Origin of the sequence: Marinobacter sp. (assembly GCF_965229985.1) — a bacterium.
Classification (GTDB): domain Bacteria; phylum Pseudomonadota; class Gammaproteobacteria; order Pseudomonadales; family Oleiphilaceae; genus Marinobacter.
This window is the reverse complement of sequence record NZ_OZ245935.1, coordinates 3,119,003-3,140,333: the sequence shown is the minus strand read 5'-3', so window position 1 is coordinate 3,140,333 and position 21,331 is coordinate 3,119,003. Positions and strand designations below refer to the sequence as shown.

General features: G+C 59.1%; 23 protein-coding genes. 11 read left to right on the top strand and 12 right to left on the bottom strand.

What is annotated here, in order from left to right; genetic code table 11:
- The first annotated feature begins 2 nt into the window (after window positions 1–2).
- Both ACO06L_RS14290 and ACO06L_RS14285 read left to right on the top strand, forming a co-directional pair.
- Entirely contained in the window at window positions 3–452 is a 450-nt protein-coding gene (locus ACO06L_RS14290; protein ID WP_082905153.1) for a group I truncated hemoglobin, read from the top strand.
- Between the two features lie 16 nt (window positions 453–468).
- Window positions 469–855, top strand: a complete 387-nt coding sequence (locus tag ACO06L_RS14285; protein ID WP_064229414.1) for a DoxX family protein — start codon at window positions 469–471, stop codon at window positions 853–855.
- A gap of 6 nt (window positions 856–861) precedes the next feature.
- Here the strand turns inward: ACO06L_RS14285 and ACO06L_RS14280 are convergent, their stop codons facing one another.
- Window positions 862–2,658: a sensor domain-containing diguanylate cyclase gene (locus tag ACO06L_RS14280; RefSeq protein WP_227715683.1), complete on the bottom strand. Its 1,797-nt coding sequence runs from the start codon at window positions 2,656–2,658 to the stop codon at window positions 862–864.
- A gap of 158 nt (window positions 2,659–2,816) precedes the next feature.
- Here ACO06L_RS14280 and ACO06L_RS14275 point away from each other — a divergent pair, with 158 nt between their 5' ends.
- Both ACO06L_RS14275 and ACO06L_RS14270 read left to right on the top strand, forming a co-directional pair.
- The gene (locus ACO06L_RS14275) at window positions 2,817–3,047 is read left to right on the top strand and encodes a DUF1653 domain-containing protein (protein ID WP_064229415.1); all 231 of its coding nucleotides are present in this window, start codon (window positions 2,817–2,819) and stop codon (window positions 3,045–3,047) included.
- 116 nt (window positions 3,048–3,163) lie between these two features.
- Window positions 3,164–4,486, top strand: coding sequence for a Na+/H+ antiporter family protein (locus ACO06L_RS14270; protein WP_064229416.1), 1,323 nt, complete (start codon window positions 3,164–3,166; stop codon window positions 4,484–4,486).
- 93 nt (window positions 4,487–4,579) lie between these two features.
- Here the strand turns inward: ACO06L_RS14270 and ACO06L_RS14265 are convergent, their stop codons facing one another.
- The 3 genes from ACO06L_RS14265 to prlC all read right to left on the bottom strand — a co-directional run bounded on the left by ACO06L_RS14265 (window position 4,580) and on the right by prlC (window position 7,285).
- A complete protein-coding gene (locus tag ACO06L_RS14265; RefSeq protein ID WP_146162204.1) occupies window positions 4,580–4,771 on the bottom strand; it encodes a hypothetical protein in 192 nt (63 codons plus the stop codon).
- A 40-nt stretch (window positions 4,772–4,811) separates the two neighbouring features.
- A complete protein-coding gene (locus ACO06L_RS14260) occupies window positions 4,812–5,066 on the bottom strand; it encodes a YheV family putative zinc ribbon protein (RefSeq protein WP_041645867.1) in 255 nt (84 codons plus the stop codon).
- Window positions 5,067–5,239: 173 nt separating this feature from the next.
- Window positions 5,240–7,285 (bottom strand): oligopeptidase A, encoded by a 2,046-nt coding sequence (gene prlC / locus ACO06L_RS14255; protein WP_202346276.1) that lies wholly within the window; start codon window positions 7,283–7,285, stop codon window positions 5,240–5,242.
- Between the two features lie 211 nt (window positions 7,286–7,496).
- On the opposite strand from prlC, the gene ACO06L_RS14250 reads away from it, so the two are divergent.
- The 5 genes from ACO06L_RS14250 to ACO06L_RS14230 all read left to right on the top strand — a co-directional run bounded on the left by ACO06L_RS14250 (window position 7,497) and on the right by ACO06L_RS14230 (window position 12,638).
- A complete protein-coding gene (locus ACO06L_RS14250; RefSeq protein WP_064229419.1) occupies window positions 7,497–8,033 on the top strand; it encodes a gamma carbonic anhydrase family protein in 537 nt (178 codons plus the stop codon).
- Between the two features lie 66 nt (window positions 8,034–8,099).
- The gene (locus tag ACO06L_RS14245) at window positions 8,100–8,345 is read left to right on the top strand and encodes a hypothetical protein (RefSeq protein ID WP_202346275.1); all 246 of its coding nucleotides are present in this window, start codon (window positions 8,100–8,102) and stop codon (window positions 8,343–8,345) included.
- Window positions 8,338–10,449: a glucans biosynthesis glucosyltransferase MdoH gene (gene mdoH / locus ACO06L_RS14240; RefSeq protein ID WP_202346274.1), complete on the top strand. Its 2,112-nt coding sequence runs from the start codon at window positions 8,338–8,340 to the stop codon at window positions 10,447–10,449. The genes ACO06L_RS14245 and mdoH overlap by 8 nt, the downstream gene beginning before the upstream one ends.
- Window positions 10,428–11,996 carry a sulfatase gene (locus tag ACO06L_RS14235; protein WP_202346273.1) on the top strand — a complete coding sequence of 523 codons (1,569 nt, stop codon included), beginning with the start codon at window positions 10,428–10,430 and terminating at the stop codon, window positions 11,994–11,996. The genes mdoH and ACO06L_RS14235 overlap by 22 nt, the downstream gene beginning before the upstream one ends.
- 186 nt (window positions 11,997–12,182) lie before the next feature.
- Window positions 12,183–12,638 (top strand): Hsp20/alpha crystallin family protein, encoded by a 456-nt coding sequence (locus ACO06L_RS14230; protein WP_202346272.1) that lies wholly within the window; start codon window positions 12,183–12,185, stop codon window positions 12,636–12,638.
- A 41-nt stretch (window positions 12,639–12,679) separates the two neighbouring features.
- Here the strand turns inward: ACO06L_RS14230 and ACO06L_RS14225 are convergent, their stop codons facing one another.
- The 8 genes from ACO06L_RS14225 to ACO06L_RS14190 all read right to left on the bottom strand — a co-directional run bounded on the left by ACO06L_RS14225 (window position 12,680) and on the right by ACO06L_RS14190 (window position 19,379).
- Window positions 12,680–12,997, bottom strand: a complete 318-nt coding sequence (locus tag ACO06L_RS14225; RefSeq protein WP_202346271.1) for a PA4642 family protein — start codon at window positions 12,995–12,997, stop codon at window positions 12,680–12,682.
- A gap of 113 nt (window positions 12,998–13,110) precedes the next feature.
- The gene (locus ACO06L_RS14220) at window positions 13,111–13,944 is read right to left on the bottom strand and encodes a flagellar motor protein MotB (protein WP_064229423.1); all 834 of its coding nucleotides are present in this window, start codon (window positions 13,942–13,944) and stop codon (window positions 13,111–13,113) included.
- A gap of 4 nt (window positions 13,945–13,948) precedes the next feature.
- Window positions 13,949–14,722: a motility protein A gene (locus ACO06L_RS14215; protein ID WP_202346270.1), complete on the bottom strand. Its 774-nt coding sequence runs from the start codon at window positions 14,720–14,722 to the stop codon at window positions 13,949–13,951.
- A gap of 55 nt (window positions 14,723–14,777) precedes the next feature.
- Window positions 14,778–15,605, bottom strand: coding sequence for a shikimate dehydrogenase (gene aroE / locus ACO06L_RS14210; RefSeq protein ID WP_202346269.1), 828 nt, complete (start codon window positions 15,603–15,605; stop codon window positions 14,778–14,780).
- Window positions 15,598–16,524, bottom strand: coding sequence for an oxygen-dependent coproporphyrinogen oxidase (gene hemF / locus ACO06L_RS14205; RefSeq protein WP_202346268.1), 927 nt, complete (start codon window positions 16,522–16,524; stop codon window positions 15,598–15,600). The genes aroE and hemF overlap by 8 nt, the downstream gene beginning before the upstream one ends.
- Before the next feature lie 8 nt (window positions 16,525–16,532).
- Window positions 16,533–17,105 carry an L-threonylcarbamoyladenylate synthase gene (locus ACO06L_RS14200; protein WP_202346267.1) on the bottom strand — a complete coding sequence of 191 codons (573 nt, stop codon included), beginning with the start codon at window positions 17,103–17,105 and terminating at the stop codon, window positions 16,533–16,535.
- A gap of 43 nt (window positions 17,106–17,148) precedes the next feature.
- The gene (dprA, locus tag ACO06L_RS14195; RefSeq protein ID WP_202346266.1) at window positions 17,149–18,291 is read right to left on the bottom strand and encodes a DNA-processing protein DprA; all 1,143 of its coding nucleotides are present in this window, start codon (window positions 18,289–18,291) and stop codon (window positions 17,149–17,151) included.
- Between the two features lie 71 nt (window positions 18,292–18,362).
- Complete coding sequence (locus tag ACO06L_RS14190) at window positions 18,363–19,379, bottom strand: LysM peptidoglycan-binding domain-containing protein (RefSeq protein WP_202346265.1); 1,017 nt, start codon at window positions 19,377–19,379, stop codon at window positions 18,363–18,365.
- A 417-nt stretch (window positions 19,380–19,796) separates the two neighbouring features.
- On the opposite strand from ACO06L_RS14190, the gene def reads away from it, so the two are divergent.
- Together def and fmt are read left to right on the top strand one after the other, a co-directional pair.
- Window positions 19,797–20,300, top strand: a complete 504-nt coding sequence (def, locus tag ACO06L_RS14185) for a peptide deformylase (protein ID WP_108018217.1) — start codon at window positions 19,797–19,799, stop codon at window positions 20,298–20,300.
- 94 nt (window positions 20,301–20,394) lie between these two features.
- The gene (fmt, locus tag ACO06L_RS14180; protein ID WP_202346264.1) at window positions 20,395–21,330 is read left to right on the top strand and encodes a methionyl-tRNA formyltransferase; all 936 of its coding nucleotides are present in this window, start codon (window positions 20,395–20,397) and stop codon (window positions 21,328–21,330) included.
- The last annotated feature ends 1 nt before the right edge of the window (window position 21,331 follow it).

The window sequence follows — 21,331 nt, the reverse complement described above, 5'->3', positions numbered from 1 at the left end:
ACATGGGCCTTACCAATCGCTACGCCACACTTTCCGCCCTGTTGATGATGCTGACACTGCTGCTCGGTGGCTGCCAGAGCCTGAATACCGAACCCGAAAACAGTCTTTATCAGCAGCTGGGTGAGCGGGAAGGCATCGCAAACGTGGTGGAAGACCTGCTTTACCTGATCGTCGAGGATGAGCGCATCAACCAGCAGTTCAAAGGCATGGATGTCGCCCAGTTCCACCGCAACCTCACGGATCAGCTGTGCGAGCTCAGTGGCGGGCCGTGCGCCTATAGCGGACGCGAGATGCGCGAACTTCATGCCGATATGGCGATTACCGACACGCAGTTCAACGCCCTGGCCGAGAACCTGATCCTGGCCATGGAACAGAACGACATCCCAACCGGCGCCCAGAACCGGCTGATCAAACAGCTGCTGCCGCTGTACCCTGACATTCGCAATCTGTAAAACGGAGACCTGTACCTTGCTCGAAAACGCTGATCTGGGAAAACTGATTATTCGCCTGACTCTGGGCGGCCTGATGCTGTTCCACGGCATTGCCAAACTGCTCAACGGCGTCGGCTTCATTGAAGGCGAACTGGCCAGCCACGGCCTACCAACCATCCTCGCCTACGGAGTGTACGTGGGTGAGATCATCGCGCCTTTGATGGTCATCCTTGGCTATCAGACCCGGATCGGTGCGCTACTGATTATTTTCAACATGCTGTTTGCCATTATTCTGGTTCACGGCAACGAGCTGCTAAGCCTTGGACGCAGCGGCGGCTGGGCACTGGAACTGCAGGGCTTCTTCCTGTTCACGGCAGTGGCGTTGATTTTCCTCGGACCGGGGCGGTACAAACTGAAGAACTGAGGCGCCTCAGGCGCCGGGCACGCTTGCCGCCCTGAAATCACGGGCCACCATGACCCGATTACGGCCAGACTCCTTGGCCGCATACAGTGCCTCATCGGCCTGACGGATCAGCTCCTGGGGCTCCATTTCTGACCCGGGCACGAGGCAAGCAACACCAACACTGATGGTAAGGCTGACCGGAGCCACCCGTTCGCCGGAATGCACCGGGGAACGGGCCACCGCCTGACGCACTCGCTCGGCAACCCGAACCGCTCCCTCTTCCGGGGTCGCCGGTAGCAGGATGCTGAATTCCTCGCCGCCGTAGCGGGCCAACAGATCCCCGGAACGTTGGACTTCTGCGGAGCACAGGGCGGCCACCTCGGTCAGGCAATCGTCGCCAACCAGGTGGCCCAGCTCATCGTTTACCCGCTTGAAGTGATCAATATCCAGCAGTAGCAGGCTCAACGGGTGACCGTGTCGCTGGGCCCGTCTCCACTCATCCTGGAGTTTTTCATCAAAACGTCGCCGGTTGGCCACATGAGTCAGCCCGTCAGTGAGGCTGATCGCCTTGAGCCGCTCATTGGCCCGTTCGAGCTCATCGGTACGCTCCTGAACCCGCATTTCAAGCGTCAGGTTGGCCTGCTGCTGGATTTCCAGTGCCTGTTCCTGGGCTTTATGGCGTTTGTGTCGTTCCAGGTTGATTCGGTAGGCGAGGGCAAAGGACAGCAGGACCACCTCCAGAGCAACGCCGATTTGGGGCATGAACTCAGTGAGGAAACTGCGCGGCATCATACCGAGCTTGCTGACGGCAAGAATCAGGTGACCGATCAGCAATGGCGTCCAGGCCAGTACATAGAAGCCGCCAAGGACCTGGCCCTTGCGCCAGACCAGAAAACCGATGAGCCAGGCCGCTGGTGTGACCACGGCCGCAATACCGCTAACCAATACGATGCCCGTCTGGTACCTGCCGAAGAGAGTGAAGACGAAGCAGGCAAAAATAGCGGTCAGAATCCACTGCAGAAACCGGTAGCTTCTGAGGCTGTATGACCGGACATTGAGGAACCGGATTGTAAAAATTATGGCGGAGAACAAGGCGACACAGATAACCGGAATGGTGAAATACCGGTTGATACCGGGGGCGTTCGGCCACAGCCACTGAAACAGTAGGCCATTGAAATTGAGCTGAACCAGCCCGGTAAATACAACGGTCAGCACGTACCAGAGGTAGGTGGAATGGCGCACGATCACGTACAGAAAGAGATTGTAGAGCGCCATCGCAATAATGATGCCCAGAAACATCGTCTGCCAACCGTAAGAAAACTGCTCATTGGCGAGAAATTCCGCCGAGGGAGTAACCTCGACTGGAATCTGGACAGATCCGAGCGTTTTTACCCGAACGAACGCCGTGACCGGCTCGGTGTTCGACGGCACCAGGAATACAAAATTACGATGGTGGATCGGGCGACTGCTGAATGGCAGAGTATCGCCCGTGTGATGGGTCTGGATCAGCTCACCGTTGAGCACCCAGTGCACAGAGACCTCATCCAGCAACGGATAGCCGATTTCCAGAACCCGATTCGCAGGCTCCGGCGGAATCCCGATCTTCAACCAGAAACTGCCGTCACTGAATCCCCGGTTAAACACCTCGCTGGCGCCGAATGCCTGCCAGGCACCCGGGGACAGGCCGCGCACGTCGTCCAATGCCAGCTCATCCGCGGGCGCTTCCAGCCATTCGAAGGCCACTGGAGCGGCCTGAACAGGTGCACCGGCCAGACAGGCCAGCGACAATAAAAGCAGGAGGATGCAGGGAACCTGCCGCATCATAGCTGTTTCCGGTTTTCGGGCCCGTCCTGGTGTTCTACACTTTCAGGCCCTGACTGAGTCGTACGCATCCTTGCAATTGTTTCCAGTTTAGACGGTTGCGCGTGCTACGTCCTCCGTACCGACAGGGCCAGCATAGCCCGAATCCATTGAGGCCAATAATGACCGAGCGCAAGAACGAGATACGTCCGGGTAAATACCGACACTACAAGGGCAAGGATTATGAAGTCATCGGCGTTGCCCGGCACAGTGAAACCGAAGAGCAGATGGTGGTCTACCGCTGCCTCTACGGCGACTACAGCCTCTGGGTGCGCCCGCTGACCATGTTCCGGGAAACCGTTGAGGTCGCTGGAGAGCAGGTGCCTCGCTTTGCCCGCCTCGACGAAGCCTGACCGTTACACAACCGCTTTGACTACCGCGATCATTTCCTGCACATTACCGCGCTTTTCATGATGCCGGTCCCCACAAGGGGCCGGACAAACCATTAATTCCTACCCGGAGTTTTGCCATGAATGCCGTTGTTGCTGCGGTTGCCATCATGCTCGTCCTGAGTTTGTGCCGCATTCACGTTGTTGTTGCCCTCATCATCGGTGCCGTATCCGGCGGCCTGATTGCAGGAATGTCCCTGGAAGCCACCATCGAAGCCTTCAATAGCGGCCTGGGCGGCGGTGCCACCGTGGCACTGTCCTATGCCACCCTCGGTGCTTTCGCCGTTGCCATCGGCAAGTCCGGCCTGGCCCACGCCCTTGCCGACAAGGCCCTGGCCCTGGTCGGTCGCCAGGAAGAAGGCGCCGCCGTTAACGGCATCCGCTTCCTGATCATTGGCCTGCTGCTGGCCATTGCCATCTCGTCCCAGAATATCCTGCCGATCCACATTGCCTTCATACCGTTGGTAGTACCGCCGCTGCTGTACGTGATGGCAAAGCTGAACATGGACCGCCGCCTGGTAGCCTGCGTGCTGACCTTCGGCCTGATCACTCCCTACATGTTCCTGCCCGTCGGCTTCGGCGGCATCTACCTGAATGAAATCCTGATCGCCAAGATCAACGCCAACGGCGTCGATGCCTCCGGCCTGAGCGTCATGAAAGCCATGGCCCTGCCGGCACTGGGCATGCTGTGCGGCTTGCTGATCGCGGTCTTTTTCAGCTACCGCAGTGGCCGCACCTACAACCTGGAAACCATCACCAAAGCCGAGCGGGTAGACACCAGCTACAGCCCGCGCACCCTGGTTATGGCTCTGTTGGCCATCGTCACCGCCTTTGTGGTGCAGCTCTGGCTGGGCTCGATGATCCTGGGCGCCCTGGCGGGTTTCGTGCTCTTCAACCTGTCGGGTGTGGTGCGCTGGAAAGAGGCCGACGACCTGTTCACCGAGGGCATGAAGATGCTGGCGATGATCGGCTTCATCATGATCGCCGCGTCGGGTTTTGCCGAAGTGATGCGGGAAACCGGGGAAATCGCCAGCCTGGTGGACAGCTCCGTGGGCGTGATCGGTGAGAACAAGGCCATGGCCGCACTGCTGATGCTGGTGGTGGGTCTGCTGATCACCATGGGTATCGGTTCGTCCTTTTCCACCATCCCCATTATCGCGGCCCTGTACGTGCCTCTGGCCCTGCAACTGGGTTTCAGCCCGCTGGCCATCGTGGCCCTCGTTGGCACCGCCGGCGCCCTGGGCGATGCCGGCTCCCCGGCCTCTGATTCCACCCTCGGCCCCACCGCCGGCCTGAACGCCGACGGCCAGCACAACCACATCTGGGATACCGTGGTGCCGACGTTCCTGCACTACAATCTGCCGTTGCTTGGCTTTGGGTGGTTGGCGGCTATGGTTCTCTGAGCTTGGAGTTTGCCGTCCCTCGTAGCCTTCGTGTTGAGGGGAATTGCGAGGGGGCCGGATTATTTTTCCCTTGGAAATGGCAACTCGCTGCGCTCAGACATCAATTTCCGGCGGGAAAAATAATCCGGCCCCCTCACATAAGAACTCACGGATATCGCTGAAAAGATCTTGTTCTGAAGAAATATCTTTTGAGTCAGGTAGAGAGGGTGTGGGTGTGCTTTTCTGGCGGGGAAAAGATGTCTGAGCGAAGCGAGTTGCTTTTCCCCAGAAGAAAAGCATTCCCATGGCCTCTCCGCCCGCAAACCTGCAGGCTAGGAAGAACAGCTTACTCGTCGTCGGCAGAAGACTTGAAGAACACGACCTGCTTGACCGTGTGATCGTCCTCGTTCTTGCGCTTGTTCACCCGGGTCTCGAGCTCGGGGTTGGACGGTTGTTCGGCATCTGACACCGCGTCGGTGAAGCCGCAGGCCACGCACTCGCGTACCTGGTCATCGTCGTCGGTGGTGAACATCATGATCTTGTCCATCTCCGCGCAGCGGGGACAGACGGCGCCGGCGATAAAACGTTTTGGACTCGCCATTTTAAAACTCCCGTATATTTGGGCAGTGGTTGTCGGGTTACGGCCGTTGGCCTAACCCGACCTACTTGCTCCCGCCATGCCTGGATCGAAACGTCATGTAGGTCGGATTAGCAAAGCGTAATCCGACATCAGCCGGATCCGCTCCAAAGGCTGCCAAACAACCCTCGCTATCGTCAGGCAGCTTCGTCAGCGATGCCGGTTTGTTTCAGTAGCGCATCCACCTGCGGTTCGCGGCCCCGGAAGGCCTTGAACAGTTCCATGGGCTCCTGTGAGCCGCCTTTCTCCAGGATATTGTGGAGGAAGGCCTTGCCGGTTTCCGGGTCGAAGATGCCTTTTTCCTCGAACAGTGAGAAGGCATCGGCCGCCAGCACTTCCGCCCACTTGTAGCTGTAGTAACCTGCGGCATAGCCACCGGCAAAGATGTGCGAGAAGGAGTTGGGGAAGCGGTTGAATTCCGGGGCTTCCACCACGGCAATCTCGCTGCGCACCTTGCGATGCATATCCAGCGGGTTGGTGGGCGCTTCGTCGGTGAATTCCGCGTGCAGGCGGAAGTCGAACAGTGAGAATTCGAGCTGGCGCACCATGCCCATGCCAGACTGGAAGTTCTTGGCCGCCAGCAGTTTCTGCAGCAGGTCTTCCGGCAGCGGTTCACCGGTTTCGTGGTGCGAAGCGATCAGGCCCAGGGATTCCGGATTCCAGCACCAGTTTTCCAGGAACTGGCTGGGCAGCTCGACGGCGTCCCAGGCGACACCGTTGATGCCGGACACATCCAGCACGTCCACCTGAGTCAGCATGTGATGCAGGCCATGGCCAAATTCGTGGAACAGGGTGGTGACCTCATCGTGGGTCAGCAGTGACGGCTTGCCGTTGACCGGCGGGGTGAAATTGCAGGTCAGGAAGGCCACCGGCAGCTGGAGCTGGCCACGGAGGTTGCGCCAGCGCACGCGGCAATCGGCCATCCAGGCGCCACCACGCTTGCCCTGGCGGGCATACAGGTCGAGGTAGAACCAGGCCAACGGCTCGCCATTGCGGCTGATGCAATAGGCAGTGGCATCCTCGTGCCAGGTTTCCACTTCCGGCTTCGCTTCAATCTGGACATCGAACAGCTTCTCAGCCACACGGAAAAGTCCGGGCACCACCTTGTTCACCGGGAACCAGGGACGCAAGGTTTCCGGAGAGATGTCGTAGCGCTTCTGGCGAAGCTTTTCGCTGTAATAGCCGATATCCCAGGCCTGCAGATCGTCCATGCCGTACTCATGGTTGGCAAACGCCTTCAACTCGGCGAACTCTTTCTCGGCCTGAGGCTTGGACTTGGCCGCCAGCTGGTTCAGGAAGCCAAGCACCTCGTCGCTGCTGCGGGCCATCTTGGTGGCCAGGGAGCGCTCGGCGTAGTTGTCAAAGCCCAGCAGTTTGGCCTGGGCGTGGCGGCGCTTGAGGATCTCCGCCATCACCGGGGTGTTGTCCCACTGGCCTGCATCGGGGCCCTGGTCGGAGGCGCGGGTCACAAAGGCTTCATAGACTTCCCGGCGCAGATCCCGGTTGTCACAGTAGGTCATGACCGGATAGAAACTGGGGAAATCCAGGGTGATCACATAGCCTTCCAGCTCTTTCTGGCGGGCAGCCTGCTTGGCGCTCTCAATGGCGGTTTCGGGAACCCCGGCCAGCTCATCTACATCGGTAATGTGCTTGAACCAGTGCTGGGTAGCATCCAGCACGTTGTCGCTGAACTTGTTGGACAGCTCGGACAGCTCCCGGGACAACTCGGCATACTGCTTTTTCTTGTCTTCCGGCAGGTCGACACCACCCAGATGGAAATCCCGGAGGGTGTTTTCCACAGACTTGCGCTGGGCTTCGCTCAGGTTCTTGAAGTCGTCTCGCTCGGCCAGCTTCTTGTAGGCGTTGCAGAGAGCCGCGTTCTGGCTCACCTCGGTGCTGTACTCGGTGAGCTTCTCCAGGCAGTTCTTGTACACCTTGCGCAGCTCGTCGTTGTTCATCACGCCGTTCAGGTGTGAAATCACCGACCAGGCATTGCTCAGCTTGTCGTCCAGCGCCTGCATCGGCTGCGCCAGGGTCTCCCAGGTGGGATCGTCCTGGTCTGCGATTTGGCTGATTTTCATCCGGTTTTCACTGAGAATCTGGTCAATTGCCGTTTCCATGTGTTCAGTGCGAACATGGTCAAACTTCGGCAACAGGTCGTCAGTCAGTAACGGGTTATTCATAGGTCCCCTTCTCAGCTAGTAAGATCTCAGGTAATTTCAGGCGACTCCAACGTTGGGGGAGTATCCGGGGGAAGCCTTTCCGAAACTGTGCGGAGCCATGGATGGCGGAGCCCAAGCGTCACATGGACGTGCCGCAAGGAGCGTGTTTCGGAAAGGCTTCCCCCGGATGCTCCATACTCCAGAGCAGAAAACGCCTCAAAGGTACTATGTAATGACGAATATACGTTCACACAAGGGTATCACGCCATATTTTGGGGAACGGGCGTGGGTAGATCCAAGTGCGGTGGTGATTGGCGATGTTGAAACCGGCGATGACGTTTCCATCTGGCCGATGACTGTGGTGCGTGGTGATATGCACAAAATCCGTATCGGGCATCGGTGCAGCATTCAGGATGGATCAGTTCTGCACATCACCCACGCCAGTGACTACAACCCCGGCGGTTATCCGCTCACGCTTGGCGATGATGTAACGGTGGGCCACAAGGCGCTGCTGCATGGCTGCACCATTGGCAGTCGGGTTCTGGTGGGCATGGGCTGCATCATTATGGATGGCGCCGTGGTGGAGGACGAGGTGATTGTTGCCGCGGGCTGTCTGGTGCCACCGGGAAAAACCCTGGAATCCGGGCATCTGTATGTGGGATCGCCCTGCAAAAAAGCCCGGGCGCTGACCGAGAAGGAGCGGGGGTTCTTCAAATACACCGCCGCCAACTACGTCCGCCTGAAGGATGAGTACCTTAACGATCAGTAAGCCAGTGGTCTGAACTCAAGGCCGTAGCCGTATGTTTCGGGGTAACCTTGGATCCCGGAGACCCTTGTGGATACATCGGACGAACCGTTTGATCGAGCATTGCTGTACCTGCGTGCTGCAGGCCATGATACCGGCCCGGAAACCCGGGCACGGTTGTACAGCATGTTGCAGGCGCGCGGGGCTGAGAAACCGGCCTTGAGTCCCGGGCAATTACTGGAGCATATGCCCCTGTGGTTTGCGCTGCCCGAGCCGCGTGTGGGTCGTCATCTGCCACCGATAACGCGGGCCAGTATCGGGTATCCCCGTGAATAATGCTGGCTCCTGGCGCCCGATTGCCTTCCGGCGGCGCTTCCTGCTTGTCCTCCTTGTCGCCGCTCAGACCCTGGCCGGCATATTTCTGTTTGCCCAGACTGTCCCGGACCAGGCCGGCTCCGGAACAATCGCCCTATTGCTGATAGTATTCGGGGTGTTGTTTGCCTGGATTGGCGTGGGTTTCTGGACGGCGGTTTTCGGATTCGTTGTCCTTCGTTTCGGTGGCGACCCCTGGAGCCTTTCCAGCCGTGTAAGGCCCAAAGGGGCCCCGGAGCCGCTCTCTGCCCCAACCGCTGTCGTGATGCCCATCTGCCATGAACCGGTACAGCATACCCTCGGTGGCTTGAAAGCGATCATTCAGGATCTCGAGCAACAGGGGCAGGCCGGGGCTGTGGATTTCTACGTGCTTTCGGACAGTCGTGACCCGGACATCTGGCTGGAGGAACAGGCGACCTGCGAGCAAATACGTCGGGAGCTGGGTCCTGGTCAGCAGCTGTTCTACCGGCGGCGCAACATCAACCTGAACTACAAGAGCGGCAATATCGCCGATTTCCTGCGTCGATGGGGTCGACGCTACCGCTATATGGTGGTTCTGGATGCCGACAGTCTGCTCAGTGCCAACTGCATTACCCGGCTGATACAGCTCATGGAAGCCCGGCCCGAGGCGGGGATTATCCAGACCACACCCCGCCTGGCCCGGGCAGAAACCCGGTTTGCCCGCCTGCAACAATTTGCCAACCGCTGTTATGGCAGGCTCTACAGTGCCGGACTGGCAGCCATCCAACTGGGGGAAGCCACTTACTGGGGCCACAATGCGATCATCCGGGTAGCCCCGTTTATGGCCCATTGTGGACTGCGCAAGCTTCGGGGTCCCGGCCTGTTCCGGGGGCCTGTGCTCAGCCATGACTTCATCGAGGCTGCACTGATGGGCCGGGCAGGCTACGAAGTGTGGCTGGAACCGGCCATCGCCGGCAGTTTCGAGGAATCACCGCCGACACTCGAAGATGACCTGATCCGCGACCGGCGCTGGTGTCGGGGCAATCTCCAGCACCTGTGGCTATTGGTAACCATGGGCAAGATCCGAATGGCCCACCGAATGGCCCTGTTGACCGGTATTCTCTCCTATCTGGCTTCTCCGCTCTGGCTGCTTTTCCTGGGCTTATCGGGCTATGTGGCGTTGGCCGGACCGACGCCAGAGCCAGCGCTACCCGGCGTGATGGCCGCAAACGAAGCCGGCTCTGGTGCTGGCAGCCTGCTGGTTGCCGTAACTGCACTGCTACTCTTCGGCCCGCGGCTTCTTGCCGTGGCGGACCACGGGCTGGCCAGGCGAACCCTCGCGTTTGGCGAATTGTTCAGGCTCTATGGCAACACCCTCATTGAAACACTGGCGGCGCTGGCGCTTGCCCCGATCCGGATGCTGATTCACACCCTTCATGTGGTCCGGGCTCTGCTGAACCTAAAAGTGGGCTGGCAGGGGCAGAACAGAGCCGGCGGCCTCAGTCCGGGCCTCCGCCTCCATAACTTTGGCCTGCTTCTGTTTTCAGCAGCCGCAGGCCTTGCACTGATTCACTGGCAGGCACCAACCCTGACGCCCTGGGCCCTGCCGGTATTGGCACCGGTGTTTCTGGCACCGGCCCTGGCCTGTTGGCTGCGCCGAAAGCCCGGCACAGATACCTGGCTGCAAGTGCCGGAGGATGGTCAGATCACAAGAGTGATTGAACTCGCCGATTCCACATCCCCACTTCACCATGATCCAGGCAGGTTGAGCTGGTTCGAACAGATGGTTCTGTCGCCAGTCTTTGCCCGGGCTTCCCAATCTGGTGCTCAGCCGGCGACCGGTAAAAAAGCACGGGCACTGGAACGCCTGGTCGATCGCTGTGCCACAGAAGGCAAACAGGCCCTGACTCACCGGGAACTCAGCCTGATCTGCAATCATCCGGAGGCCCTCGAAGCTCTGCATTGGCGGGCCTGGCATGCCACTCCAGAATCGCCCTGGCGGGCCGTGCTTGGCTGCATGGCGCAATCGGTTGAAAGTGCTTCCCCGGCAGCGGTGTCCTTGCCCCGTCGCCGAGAGGAACTGGCATGGGTGGAGGTAGCGTCTTGATACTGGTCTGGCTGCTCATCCTGAACGGGTTATTGCTGCTGCCCGCCTTGGCATTGCCCGGGGACAATCCCTGGTTTTCCCTGGAAGCCCTGATCATCTGGGCCGTCGTTTGCGGGCTCAGGGTGCCGGAACAGCGGTATCGCGTCACCCAGATGCTGGCCGTTCTGTTTGGGCTGCTGGTGCTTCTTGTTCTTGCAGATGCCCTGGTTCGGGAAAGTCTTGGCCGCGGGCTGAACCTTTATCTGGAACTTGGCCTGCTGGATGCGGCCTGGAACCTGCTGGATACCAACCTGGGAGGCGTTCTGGCGTTGCTGGCTCTCGTCGCCCTGGCTGCGGTGGTGGCCGGGACAGGCTGGGTATTTCAACATGGACTGCAACGGCTGGCGCATCATTCTCCGGCTCGCCTGGGGAACCCCCTCTGGCTGGTGTCAGGCCTGTTCCTGGCCGGGGCCGTGACCCCGTGGATCGGTAGCCCGGCGCTGGCCTTTGTTGCCAATCAGGCCTCCCTGATCAATCACACTCATCAGACAACCCGGAGCTTTGCCAAAGAGCTGAGCGCTCGACCGGGGCGGGAAAACCAACCGACTCCGTTGCCTGGACTGGCGCGAACCGACGTGATTCTGGGGTTTATTGAATCCTACGGCGTCTCCACGGTCACTGACGAGCGCTACCGTTCCATAGTCAGCCCAGGCCTTGAAGCCATGGGCCGGTCACTCAACGCGGCGGGGCTGACGGTCGCCACCGGCAGGCTGCAGTCGCCGATCCAGGGTGGCCAGTCCTGGCTGGGCCACCTGTCAGTACTCAGTGGCCAGTGGATTCACAACCAACTTGCCTACGAAACACTACTCAGCAGCGGCTACGCGACTCTGATCGATGATTTCCGCAGCACCGGGCACAAAGCCGTGGCCGTAATGCCAGCTATCACCCAGGCTTGGCCTGAGGGCCGACTGTTCCGATACGACCAGATCTACGATCACGATGATCTGGATTACCAGGGGCCGCCATTTAACTGGGTCACCATGCCCGACCAGTACACCTGGCACCGGTTTCAGGCTATCCGCGAAGCTCACCAGGGGCCGCTGTTCGCCGAACTGGCCTTGATCAGCAGCCACGCACCCTGGGTTCCGATCCTGCCGGTGCTTGATGACTGGCAAAGCATCGGCAACGGAGAGGTGTTCCGGAACTGGGAGGGTGCTGGCGAGGCACCGGTTTCGTTATGGCGGGAACCGGATCGGGTCCGCCAGCATTATGGGCAGGCAATTGCCTATGCCCTGGAAGTTGCCGGAGGTTTCGCCGCTCACCATCTAAGGCAGGACGCCCTGATGATCATTCTGGGTGACCATCAGCCGGCACCACTGATTACGGGTGAGGACGCCAGTCGGGATGTCATTGTGCATGTCATAAGCGCTGATCCGTCGCTGGTAGCTCCCTTCCTTTCCGGCGAATTGCCGGGATTTCGACCGGGTATCCGGCCCGATCCGGAAACAGCGGGAGCCACCATGAGCCGATTCCGCCCGTTTTTACACCGCCATTTCGGCGAACTCTGAACCCTATTTGACCCTGATCAAAATTCCATCAACCCCGCCCTTGAAAACATCCGCGCTGAACCTACATTGGGTACTAGCAGAAGTTCACGGATAACCATCCGGCTGGCGCCACCGGCATGGAGCTGTTCCGCGATCGAAGCTGATGTCAAACATCCAGATTCGTTCCGTTAAAAGGAGGAGTTCCTTATGAGCAATCTTACCCGCTGGAATCCGGTCAATGAATTCGAAGACCTGATGAATCGCTATAATCGCATGTTCGGCCTGGCACGCTCGGGAAGCGAGCGCGAAGGCAAAGACCTGTTCAGCCGCAGCGACTGGGCTCCGGCTGTGGACATCAAGGAAACCCCGGAGGCCTTTACCATCGAGGCCGAATTGCCGGGCATGTCAAAGGAAGACGTAAAGGTGACAGTACACGAGGGCGTTCTGAGCATTCAGGGTGAACGCAAGAGTGAGAACGAGACCGACGACAAGAAGCACCACCGGATAGAGCGTTTTTACGGCAGCTTCCTGCGCCGCTTTACGCTGCCAGAGAATGTCGATGAGAATAGCGTGAAGGCGAACTTCAAGGACGGCATGCTGACCCTGACGCTCCAGAAAGCCGAACCAAAAGAGCCCAAGGCCATTGAAGTCGACGTGCAGTAAACGCCGACAACCTCAGGCAACAACACACGACTGCACCGGGATCAGATTCCGGCTGCGGTCGTTTTTTTGGCACCGGCGTTTTCCAGCGCGCTGGCGTAATCCACACTGCGTCGATGCCTGGAGATCAGGTCCAGAATGGTTTCCCCGTCCGGGCCGGTGGCATTCAGATCCCGTCCTTCGGCAACGAAAAATCCGATAAAGCGTTCGAAATCTTCCGCCCGCATGGCCTGGTAGGCTTTCAACAGAGCGTTATAGTCGGCATTTTCAGCGGCATCCCAGGGGCGGATATCCAGAAAACTCCTGACCCGCTCATCGCTCCATTCTTCGCCAATCACTTTCGGCTTGTCCGGTCCACTCATGGTTGCTCTCTCGCTTCGCTGTGCCAGTCAATTATCGGGCGCACAGTATAAAGCCCTGAAAGCTGGACAGTTATATGGATTGCGAATGAGAAGCTACGCCTCAGATATAAGGCTCAGGGCATGATTTCGACGGGCAGGTCGCCGGTGGACACCTCGTCGTTGCATTCGGGATTGCGAATGGCAATTTCCACCCGGCGGTTCAGAGCCCGGTTCTCCGGGGTGTCGTTCGGCGCAAGCGGGTTGGTCTCGGCACGCCCGGCCGCAACCACCCGTTCGGCCGGTACCTGGCGGTTCATCACCAGCTCGTGCACCACGGACACCGCACGGGCCGCCGAAAGATCCCAGTTAGAGCGGTAGCGGTCACTGGAAATGGGCCGGTCATCGGTGTAGCCGGACACCAACACATCGCCGGTACAGGCGGACAGCACGTTGACCACCCGTTCGATGATCGGGATCATCTCGGGCTTGATGGCGGCCTCACCGGATCGGAAGGTAGCTTCCTCGGAGAAGCGGATCACAACCTGGTTCTGATCGTAATTGACACTCAGAGCTTCGGAAGCCACCTCCGATTCCAGTTCCCGGATCATCCGGCTGGCCAGATCAATCACACCACCCGGAATCTGGGTGGGCGCGACACCCTCTGCGCGTTCATCAATAAACTCCGGCTCCCTCGTCTGGGATTCCGTTGGCTCGGGGAGGGATACCGTCTCGGATTCAATCATGGTCAGCGGGGAACCACCGATATCCTCGGCCAGGACATTGCTGGAGCCAAAAGCGACCGCCATGGAATTGGCCATGGCCCGGTACTTCTCAACGTCCATTTCGGCAAACGACAACAGCAGTATGAAAAAGGTCAGCAGCAGGGTGGCCAGATCGGCAAAGGTAACGATCCAAGCCGGCGTCTGGTTCTGCAGACGCTTCCTGTTTTTCTTCTGGACCAGTTCCAAACCCTCAGGCCTCCCGCTCCGGCGCCAGGCCGGTGCGCTGCTCCGGGTGGACAAACGAAGACAGCAGCTCGGTCATAACCCGGGGGTTCTCGCCGCGCATGATGTTCTTGATGGATGTGATGATCAGCATCTGGTTGCGGGCCTCATCCTCGGCTTTCAGCTGCAGCTTGTCGGCCAGGGGCAGGGCAATCAGCTGGGCAATAAACGCACCGTACAAGGTGGTGAGCAGGGCAATCGCCATGGCCGGGCCAATGGAGGACGGATCATCCAGGGTATTGAGCATCTGTACCAGACCCACCAGGGTGCCCAGCATGCCAATGGCCGGGGCCGATTCGCCGATGCCCCGGAACACTCGCTCGGCCACTTCGTATCGCTCGGCGGTCTGCTGGGTTTCCTGGGCCAGTGCCTCCTCCACCAGTTCCGGCGGGTGGCCGTCGACACACAGATTGATCGCCTTCTGGAGAAACTCATTATCCGTCTGGTGGTTCTCCAGGCCCAGAATGCCCTCTTTGCGCACCACCATGGCCAGCGAGCCCACTTCCCGGATCAGCTCCGCCGGCCGCGCCATGCGGTCGGTAAACGCGGCAGACATGGCCAGGCGGAAGGCGCTCATCACCGACGCCATGCGGAACTTGATCAGGGTTACAGCAAAGGTCCCGCCCACCACAATGGCGAGGCCCGGAAGGTTCAGGAACGTCAGGAAGGAGGCATTGGCCAGCATCGCCAGAATGACGATCAGGACACCAGCCACGAGCCCTACAAGGGTGAGAATATCCATCAAAAATCCCTACGGAATGTTGACCCTGAGCATAGCCCAATCCGGGGGCAGCGGCTCAGTCGTTACGCAATTCCTCAATGACAGGGCGTGTGGCAGGGCTGATGCCGCGCCAGATCCGGAACGATTCCGCCGCCTGCTCCACCAGCATACCAAGCCCGTCATGAACGATCTGTGCGCCCTGTTCAAGTGCCCACTGATTGAAGGTGGTGGTCTGCAGGGAATACATCATGTCGTAGATCACGGTTTTCTCCGCAATCACCTTCGGTGACAGCGGGGGCAAATCGCCCTGGAGGCTCGCACTGGTGCCATTGATGATCAGGTCATATGGCGCACAGGGCTGTTCGAAGCCGCAGGCGGAAAGCGCGGTCTCACCCGCCACCGGTGTAAACAGGTCGACCAGGGCTTCAGCCTTGGCGACCGTCCGGTTGGCAATGGTTATTGAGGCAGGATGCTCTTCCAGGATCGGACCCAGAACACCGCGAACCGCACCGCCGGCACCCAGCACCAGAATGTGCGCCGCCTTCAGAGTAACACCATGGTTGCTGACAAGATCCCGGACAATACCGCAACCGTCGGTGTTGTCAGCGGTGAGCCGGCCATCGTCATCCAGGTACAGGGTATTGGCTGCCCCGGCATTTTCGGCTCGTTCGGTACGGCGATCGGCGAGCTTCCAGGCTTCTTCCTTGAAAGGCACGGTCACGTTCAGGCCCTTCCCGCCTCGCTCAAAAAATTGCTTCACGGTGCCAGCGAAATCATCCAGCGGAGCCTGGATGGCGGTATACTCAACCGGCTCGCCGGTCTCGCTGGCAAACAGGCTGTGTATTCTCGGCGATTTGCTGTGGCTGATGGGTTTGCCAACAACCGCGTAGAGATCGTTAGTCATGTTGGGTCTCCAGCCAGTCCCGACCGGTCAGAAAATAGTCGGTAAGCCGGGCTTCTTCTGAGCCGGGCTCGGCGGTCCGGTTGTAGTCCCAGCGCACCAGCGGCGGCAGGGACATCAGTATCGATTCCGTGCGACCGCCGGATTGCAGCCCAAACAGGGTGCCGCGGTCATAAACCAGGTTGAATTCCACGTAGCGCCCCCGGCGGTAGAGCTGGAAATCCCGCTCGCGGTCGCCAAACGGATGATCCATTCGGCGCCGGACGATGGGTTCGTAGGCATCAATATAGCTGTCACCCACCGCCTTCATCAGGCCGAAATCCTGCTCGAAGTCGCCGGTGTTGTGATCATCGAAAAACAGACCACCGACACCGCGGGGTTCATCCCGGTGTTTCAGGTAGAAGTAGTCGTCACACCAGTCCTTGAAGCGCTTATAGATGCCCTCTCCAAACGGCTCACAGGCGGCCCGGGCTGTCCGGTGCCAGTGCACACAGTCTTCCTCGAAACCGTAGTAGGGAGTGAGGTCGTAGCCACCACCAAACCAGTACACCGGCTCACTGTTCTTCGGCGTGGCAATAAAGAACCGGACGTTTGCGTGAGAGGTAGGCACGTAAGGGTTGTTGGGGTGGATAACCAGCGACACACCCATGGCCTGCCAGGGAGCACCGGCCAGGTGCGGGCGGTGGGCCGTGGCCGAGGCTGGCATGGTATCACCCATCACATGGGAGAAATTGACACCGCCTTTCTCGAACACTTGGCCTTCGGTGATCACGCGGCTGACACCGCCGCCGCCTTCCGGCCGGTCCCAGGCATCCCGGATAAACGATGCACCGTCATCGACAGCCTCCAGCCGGCTACAGATAGACTCCTGCAATCCCAGCAGGTACTGCTTTACCGCCTGGCTATCGGGTTGCTGTGCCATAAACGCTCCTAACGAAGTTGCTGACCACTGACAATATCAATAATACGGCTGGGTTTGCGATTGCCGCCCAGTGCCCCGGGCACAATCCAGTCAAGCTGATCGCCAAAATAGCCCCTGACCTGCCAGATATGCCGGGCTGGCTGACGCCCGGCCGGATTGCAGGAGGTGGAAACCAGGGGCATTCCGGTGGCGTCGCAGAGGGCACGTACTACAGGGTGCTGGCTGACCCGGACTGCAATGGAGCTATGTTTTCCACGAACCCATTCTGGAATCTGCCGCTCTATGTCGGGCAGCAGACAGGTCACGGGACCCGGCCAGTGACTCTCTGCCTCGGCTTGCAGCGCTTGAGGAAGAGGGTCCAGCAGGAAGCGGATCTGGTCAACGGACGAAGCCACAAGGATCACGCCTTTTTCGACCGGGCGCTGCTTCAGCTCCAGAATCCGGTCCACGGCCTCCTCGTCCCAAGGGTCACAACCCAGGCCCCAAACAGCTTCGGTGGGATAGGCGATAACACCGCCACTGAAAACCGTGCGGCGGGCACAATGCAATTGCCAGTCAGAAAGAGGATGGGAATTGGGCATACGGCTCTGTCGGAATTGATCAGGGTAGATGTTCACACCAGGTTCAGGCGATTTTCTGGAAGCCTCCCGGTGCCGAACTTACCAGGCCCTGCAACTCAAGAAGCAGCAGGGACTGCATGAGCTGATCGGCGGGAAGACCGGTTGCTGAACTCAGTGCATCGGTTGATTGTGGATCATACCCTAAAGCCTCAAATACCGCGATTTCGCGGCTGTCCAGACCGGCCAGGGGTTCGTTGCCCTGCCGCTTTGGCTCCGGCGCAGAGGCAGAATCAGTCGTTAGCGGCGGTGACCACCAGGCACCCAGCTCCTCGAGAATATCGTCTACCGTCTCCACCAGGCGGGCACCCTGCTTGATCAGATGATGACAGCCCCGGGCAACCGGGCTATGCACCGAGCCAGGAATGGCGAATACTTCCCGCCCCTGTTCCAGCGCCATCCGCGCGGTGATCAGGGAGCCACTGCGCAGTCCCGCCTCCACCACCAGCACCCCACGGCTCAGGCCGCTGATAATCCGGTTGCGCTGAGGAAAGTGCGCGGCTCTTGCCGGCGTACCAGGGGGATACTCGGAAATAATCAACCCGTGGGTAATCACCCGACCACCCAGGCGCCGATGCTGGTGAGGGTAGATGCGGTCCAGGCCGCAGCCAATCACCGCTATGGTCGGAAACCCGGCATCCAGCGCACCGGCATGGGCAGCGCCATCGACGCCCAGCGCCAGACCACTGGTCACCAGTAACTCCCGGCAACTGAGTTCCGCAGCGAAACGCCGGGCATGGTCCAGACCGGCGGGAGTTGCCTTGCGGCTACCGATAATGCCGACCTGATCCCTGGCCAGAAGCTCCGTATCACCCAGGGTATAAAGTACCAGGGGTGCATCGTGAATGTGCCGGAGCTGCTCCGGGTAATGGGTATCCTGCCAGGTCAGAATACCGATGCCATGTTTGCGACAATCGCGCGAAATGGTCAGTACCTCCCGAACCGCCGGATGAGCATCATCCTGCTGTTGCCAGGCCTGGATTGCGGTTATGGCATCCGCAGTCATGCCCATGGCCCGCAAGGTTGCGGCATTCATTGAGAGTAGTCGGGGCAGGTCAGGGAGTTCTGTCAGCAGTTCACGCCGACGGGCGCGACCAAGGTTTGGCAGGCAAGTCAGAAACAGCCATTGGGCTGAGGAGCAGGAAAACACGGCATCGTCCTTGAAAACAGCGAGGCCGGACCTTCCTGGTCCGGCCGTTGTGTCTATCGGTATTCAGTCAATCAGGGGTTGGTAACCTTGTCACCCACCGTCAACACGCGGTTGGCCTGCAGCACCAGACCATAGCTCATTTTTTCATAAGCCTGGAACACCATCAGCAACCCGGCACGCTCGGAGGGCAGCTCGATGGTTTCTCCGGTCACCGGATCGCGAACCAGATTGCCGCTTTTCAGCACGGCCATCACGTTGCCAGCTTCCAGACCTTCCCGGGTACCGCGGTTAATGGCAACCACATCGAACTGACCGATCTGGCTCACACCGCCATCAACCGAGATCATCTCCCCTTCAATTTCCTGGCTGGGCGCGCTGGGCACAAAGCTGGTGGTCAGCCGACGGTCTTCGCTCACCAGAAGCCGGTCACCAATGCGAACTTCTTCATTGGAACTGGTCAGGTTTACGGTCAGGACGTCGCCGTTTTCCCGGGCTACATCCCCACGGGCAATGCTTCGGGCTTCAAGACCGAGGAATTCGCCGGTGTCCGGATCCCGGAACTCCTTGCTGCGGCGGAAGATACCTACCTTGTCCGCAGGCTTCTCGCCGCGAGCATAGAGCTTGTCACCGGCACCGGTGATAATCCGGCCATCCTCACCCTCCAGAACATACGGGGCGCCATTAATCTGTTCCGGGCTGACAATTCGGGTGTCAGTGAGGAAGCTGCCGATGGCGTCCAGCGGAATAGCGGGAATGGGCGTATCGATCGGCTCGGAACGTACCTTCGGCGACAGCTTTACCACATCACTGCTGGCCACCTTGGTGATACGCGGTTTGCCGTCAATATAAACCAGGGCAAGGCGATCACCGGGGTAAATCAGGTGAGGGTTGGCGACCTGCGGGTTCACATGCCATATTTCCGGCCAGTACCAGGGGTTGTTCAGAAAACGGGCCGAAATGTCCCAGAGGGTGTCACCTTTCACAACGGTGTAACGCTCGGGATGATCGGACCGCAGCTCCGGTGCAGCATGGGCCCAGGAGGTTATAAGCAGCGTAGTTGCTGCCAGAGCGTACAGCAGTTTCCTCATTGTGTAAGTCCTTGATCGCGTGCCTTGATTCTTTGCATTCTGTTGGGATGCAGTCAGTTTCCTGCAGCTTATTACGTTGTTATTCCAGTTACTATAGAAGAAGTCTCGCAAATTGTGATGTTATCTTTTGTTCTTCCAGTAAATTCTATCCCGCCGTTGAAAGATTTTAACTATTAACTGATCAGTTTGTACTCAATCGACGAATTGTTGGATAATAGTCGTATAAACGTTCATAACCCCTCCAGCCGTTGAAAGCTGGGGCCTTGCCCCGATAATAGTAGAGGCAGGGCGAAAATTTGCGCAGTACGCTGTCGCATTTCGGAGATCAGTTTCACACTGTTACAAAGAGCAGCAAAGTCAAAAGAGATGCCGGCATAATTCTGCGGGCGTCCCGACATACAGGCAAAAGACCGACCTATGATACTAGAGATTCTCGAATACCCGGATCCCCGTTTGCGCACCATTGCCAAGCCGGTAGAAGAGGTGACAGACGCCGACCGCAAGCTGATCGACGACATGTTCGAGACCATGTACGATGCGCCCGGCATTGGCCTTGCGGCCACCCAGGTAAATGTTCACAAGCAGATCATTGTCATGGATCTGTCCGAGGACAAGAGCGAGCCGCGGGTGTTCATCAACCCCGAGGTGGAAGTGCTGGACGGTGAACGGGAAGCCATGCAGGAAGGCTGCCTGTCGGTACCCGGATTTTACGAAGATGTCGAAAGGATCGAACACTGCATGATCCGGGCGATGGACCGGGATGGAAAGCCTTTCGAACTGGAAGCAAAAGGCCTGCTGGCCGTTTGTATCCAGCATGAGATGGACCACCTGAACGGCAAACTGTTCGTTGACTATCTCAGCTCGTTAAAGCGCAACCGTATTCGCAAAAAGCTGGAGAAGCAGCACAAGAAGAGCGCCTGATAGGGCTGCAGGCGAACCAGAACCAGACACTATCTTCCGGACCGGGCCATGACCCGGTCTTTTCGTATTACAACGGAACAGAGATCAAAACACCGTGCGACTTGTTTTTGCTGGCACCCCGGATTTCGCGGCAACCGCGCTCAAAGCACTGATTGCTGCCGGCCATACCATCGTTGGCGTTTATTCCCAGCCGGACCGGCCCGCCGGTCGCGGCCGAAAGCTGCAGCCCAGCCCGGTCAAGCAGGTGGCTCTGGACCACGAGATCCCGGTGTTTCAGCCCGAAACACTGAAAACACCCGAAGCCCAGAAGCAACTGGCCGACCTGAACCCGGAGGTGATGATCGTCGCCGCCTATGGCCTGATCCTGCCGAAGGCGGTGCTCGACATTCCCGTCCACGGCTGCCTGAACATCCATGCCTCGCTGCTGCCCCGCTGGCGCGGCGCCGCACCTATCCAGCGGGCCATCGCCGCTGGCGATGCCGAGACCGGCATCACCATTATGCAGATGGACGAAGGCCTGGATACCGGGGCCATGCTGTTGAAATCCCTCACCACTATCGATGACAGCGACACCGGCGGCAGCCTGCATGACCGCCTGGCAGAGCTCGGCGGCAAGGCCATCATCAAGGCCCTGGAGTTGCTTCAGAAAGGAGAACTCACCGGGGAAACGCAGAACGAGGACTTGGCCTGCTACGCCAGCAAACTGAGCAAGACCGAAGGGCATATTGACTGGGCAACAGACGCCACGGCAATTGAACGACTGGTTCGCGCCTTCAATCCCTGGCCTGGCACTTATACGGATCTGGGCGATCAACGCATCCGGATTCACGAGGCCCGGGCTCTGATTACCACCAGCGATGGCCCGCCCGGAACCGTCGTCCAACGGGATCGGGAGGGAATCGATATTGCCTGTGGCAACGGAACCCTGCGTATCACCCGCCTGCAACTGCCGGGCTCCCGCGCCCAGAGCGTGAACGACCTGATCAACGGTGGCAAGGAACTGCTCATGCCCGGCCAGGAGCTGCGCTGAC

What these genes read in the sequence shown, in the direction of transcription:
- ACO06L_RS14290 (WP_082905153.1), top strand. Translation starts at nt 3, where the DNA reads ATGGGCCTTACCAATCGCTACGCCACACTTTCCGCCCTGTTGATGATG.
- ACO06L_RS14280 (WP_227715683.1), bottom strand. Translation starts at nt 2,658, where the DNA reads ATGATGCGGCAGGTTCCCTGCATCCTCCTGCTTTTATTGTCGCTGGCC.
- ACO06L_RS14275 (WP_064229415.1), top strand. Translation starts at nt 2,817, where the DNA reads ATGACCGAGCGCAAGAACGAGATACGTCCGGGTAAATACCGACACTAC.
- ACO06L_RS14270 (WP_064229416.1), top strand. Translation starts at nt 3,164, where the DNA reads ATGAATGCCGTTGTTGCTGCGGTTGCCATCATGCTCGTCCTGAGTTTG.
- ACO06L_RS14265 (WP_146162204.1), bottom strand. Translation starts at nt 4,771, where the DNA reads ATGGGAATGCTTTTCTTCTGGGGAAAAGCAACTCGCTTCGCTCAGACA.
- ACO06L_RS14260 (WP_041645867.1), bottom strand. Translation starts at nt 5,066, where the DNA reads ATGGCGAGTCCAAAACGTTTTATCGCCGGCGCCGTCTGTCCCCGCTGC.
- prlC (WP_202346276.1), bottom strand. Translation starts at nt 7,285, where the DNA reads ATGAATAACCCGTTACTGACTGACGACCTGTTGCCGAAGTTTGACCAT.
- ACO06L_RS14250 (WP_064229419.1), top strand. Translation starts at nt 7,497, where the DNA reads ATGACGAATATACGTTCACACAAGGGTATCACGCCATATTTTGGGGAA.
- ACO06L_RS14235 (WP_202346273.1), top strand. Translation starts at nt 10,428, where the DNA reads ATGGGTGGAGGTAGCGTCTTGATACTGGTCTGGCTGCTCATCCTGAAC.
- ACO06L_RS14230 (WP_202346272.1), top strand. Translation starts at nt 12,183, where the DNA reads ATGAGCAATCTTACCCGCTGGAATCCGGTCAATGAATTCGAAGACCTG.
- ACO06L_RS14225 (WP_202346271.1), bottom strand. Translation starts at nt 12,997, where the DNA reads ATGAGTGGACCGGACAAGCCGAAAGTGATTGGCGAAGAATGGAGCGAT.
- ACO06L_RS14215 (WP_202346270.1), bottom strand. Translation starts at nt 14,722, where the DNA reads ATGGATATTCTCACCCTTGTAGGGCTCGTGGCTGGTGTCCTGATCGTC.
- aroE (WP_202346269.1), bottom strand. Translation starts at nt 15,605, where the DNA reads ATGACTAACGATCTCTACGCGGTTGTTGGCAAACCCATCAGCCACAGC.
- hemF (WP_202346268.1), bottom strand. Translation starts at nt 16,524, where the DNA reads ATGGCACAGCAACCCGATAGCCAGGCGGTAAAGCAGTACCTGCTGGGA.
- ACO06L_RS14200 (WP_202346267.1), bottom strand. Translation starts at nt 17,105, where the DNA reads ATGCCCAATTCCCATCCTCTTTCTGACTGGCAATTGCATTGTGCCCGC.
- ACO06L_RS14190 (WP_202346265.1), bottom strand. Translation starts at nt 19,379, where the DNA reads ATGAGGAAACTGCTGTACGCTCTGGCAGCAACTACGCTGCTTATAACC.
- def (WP_108018217.1), top strand. Translation starts at nt 19,797, where the DNA reads ATGATACTAGAGATTCTCGAATACCCGGATCCCCGTTTGCGCACCATT.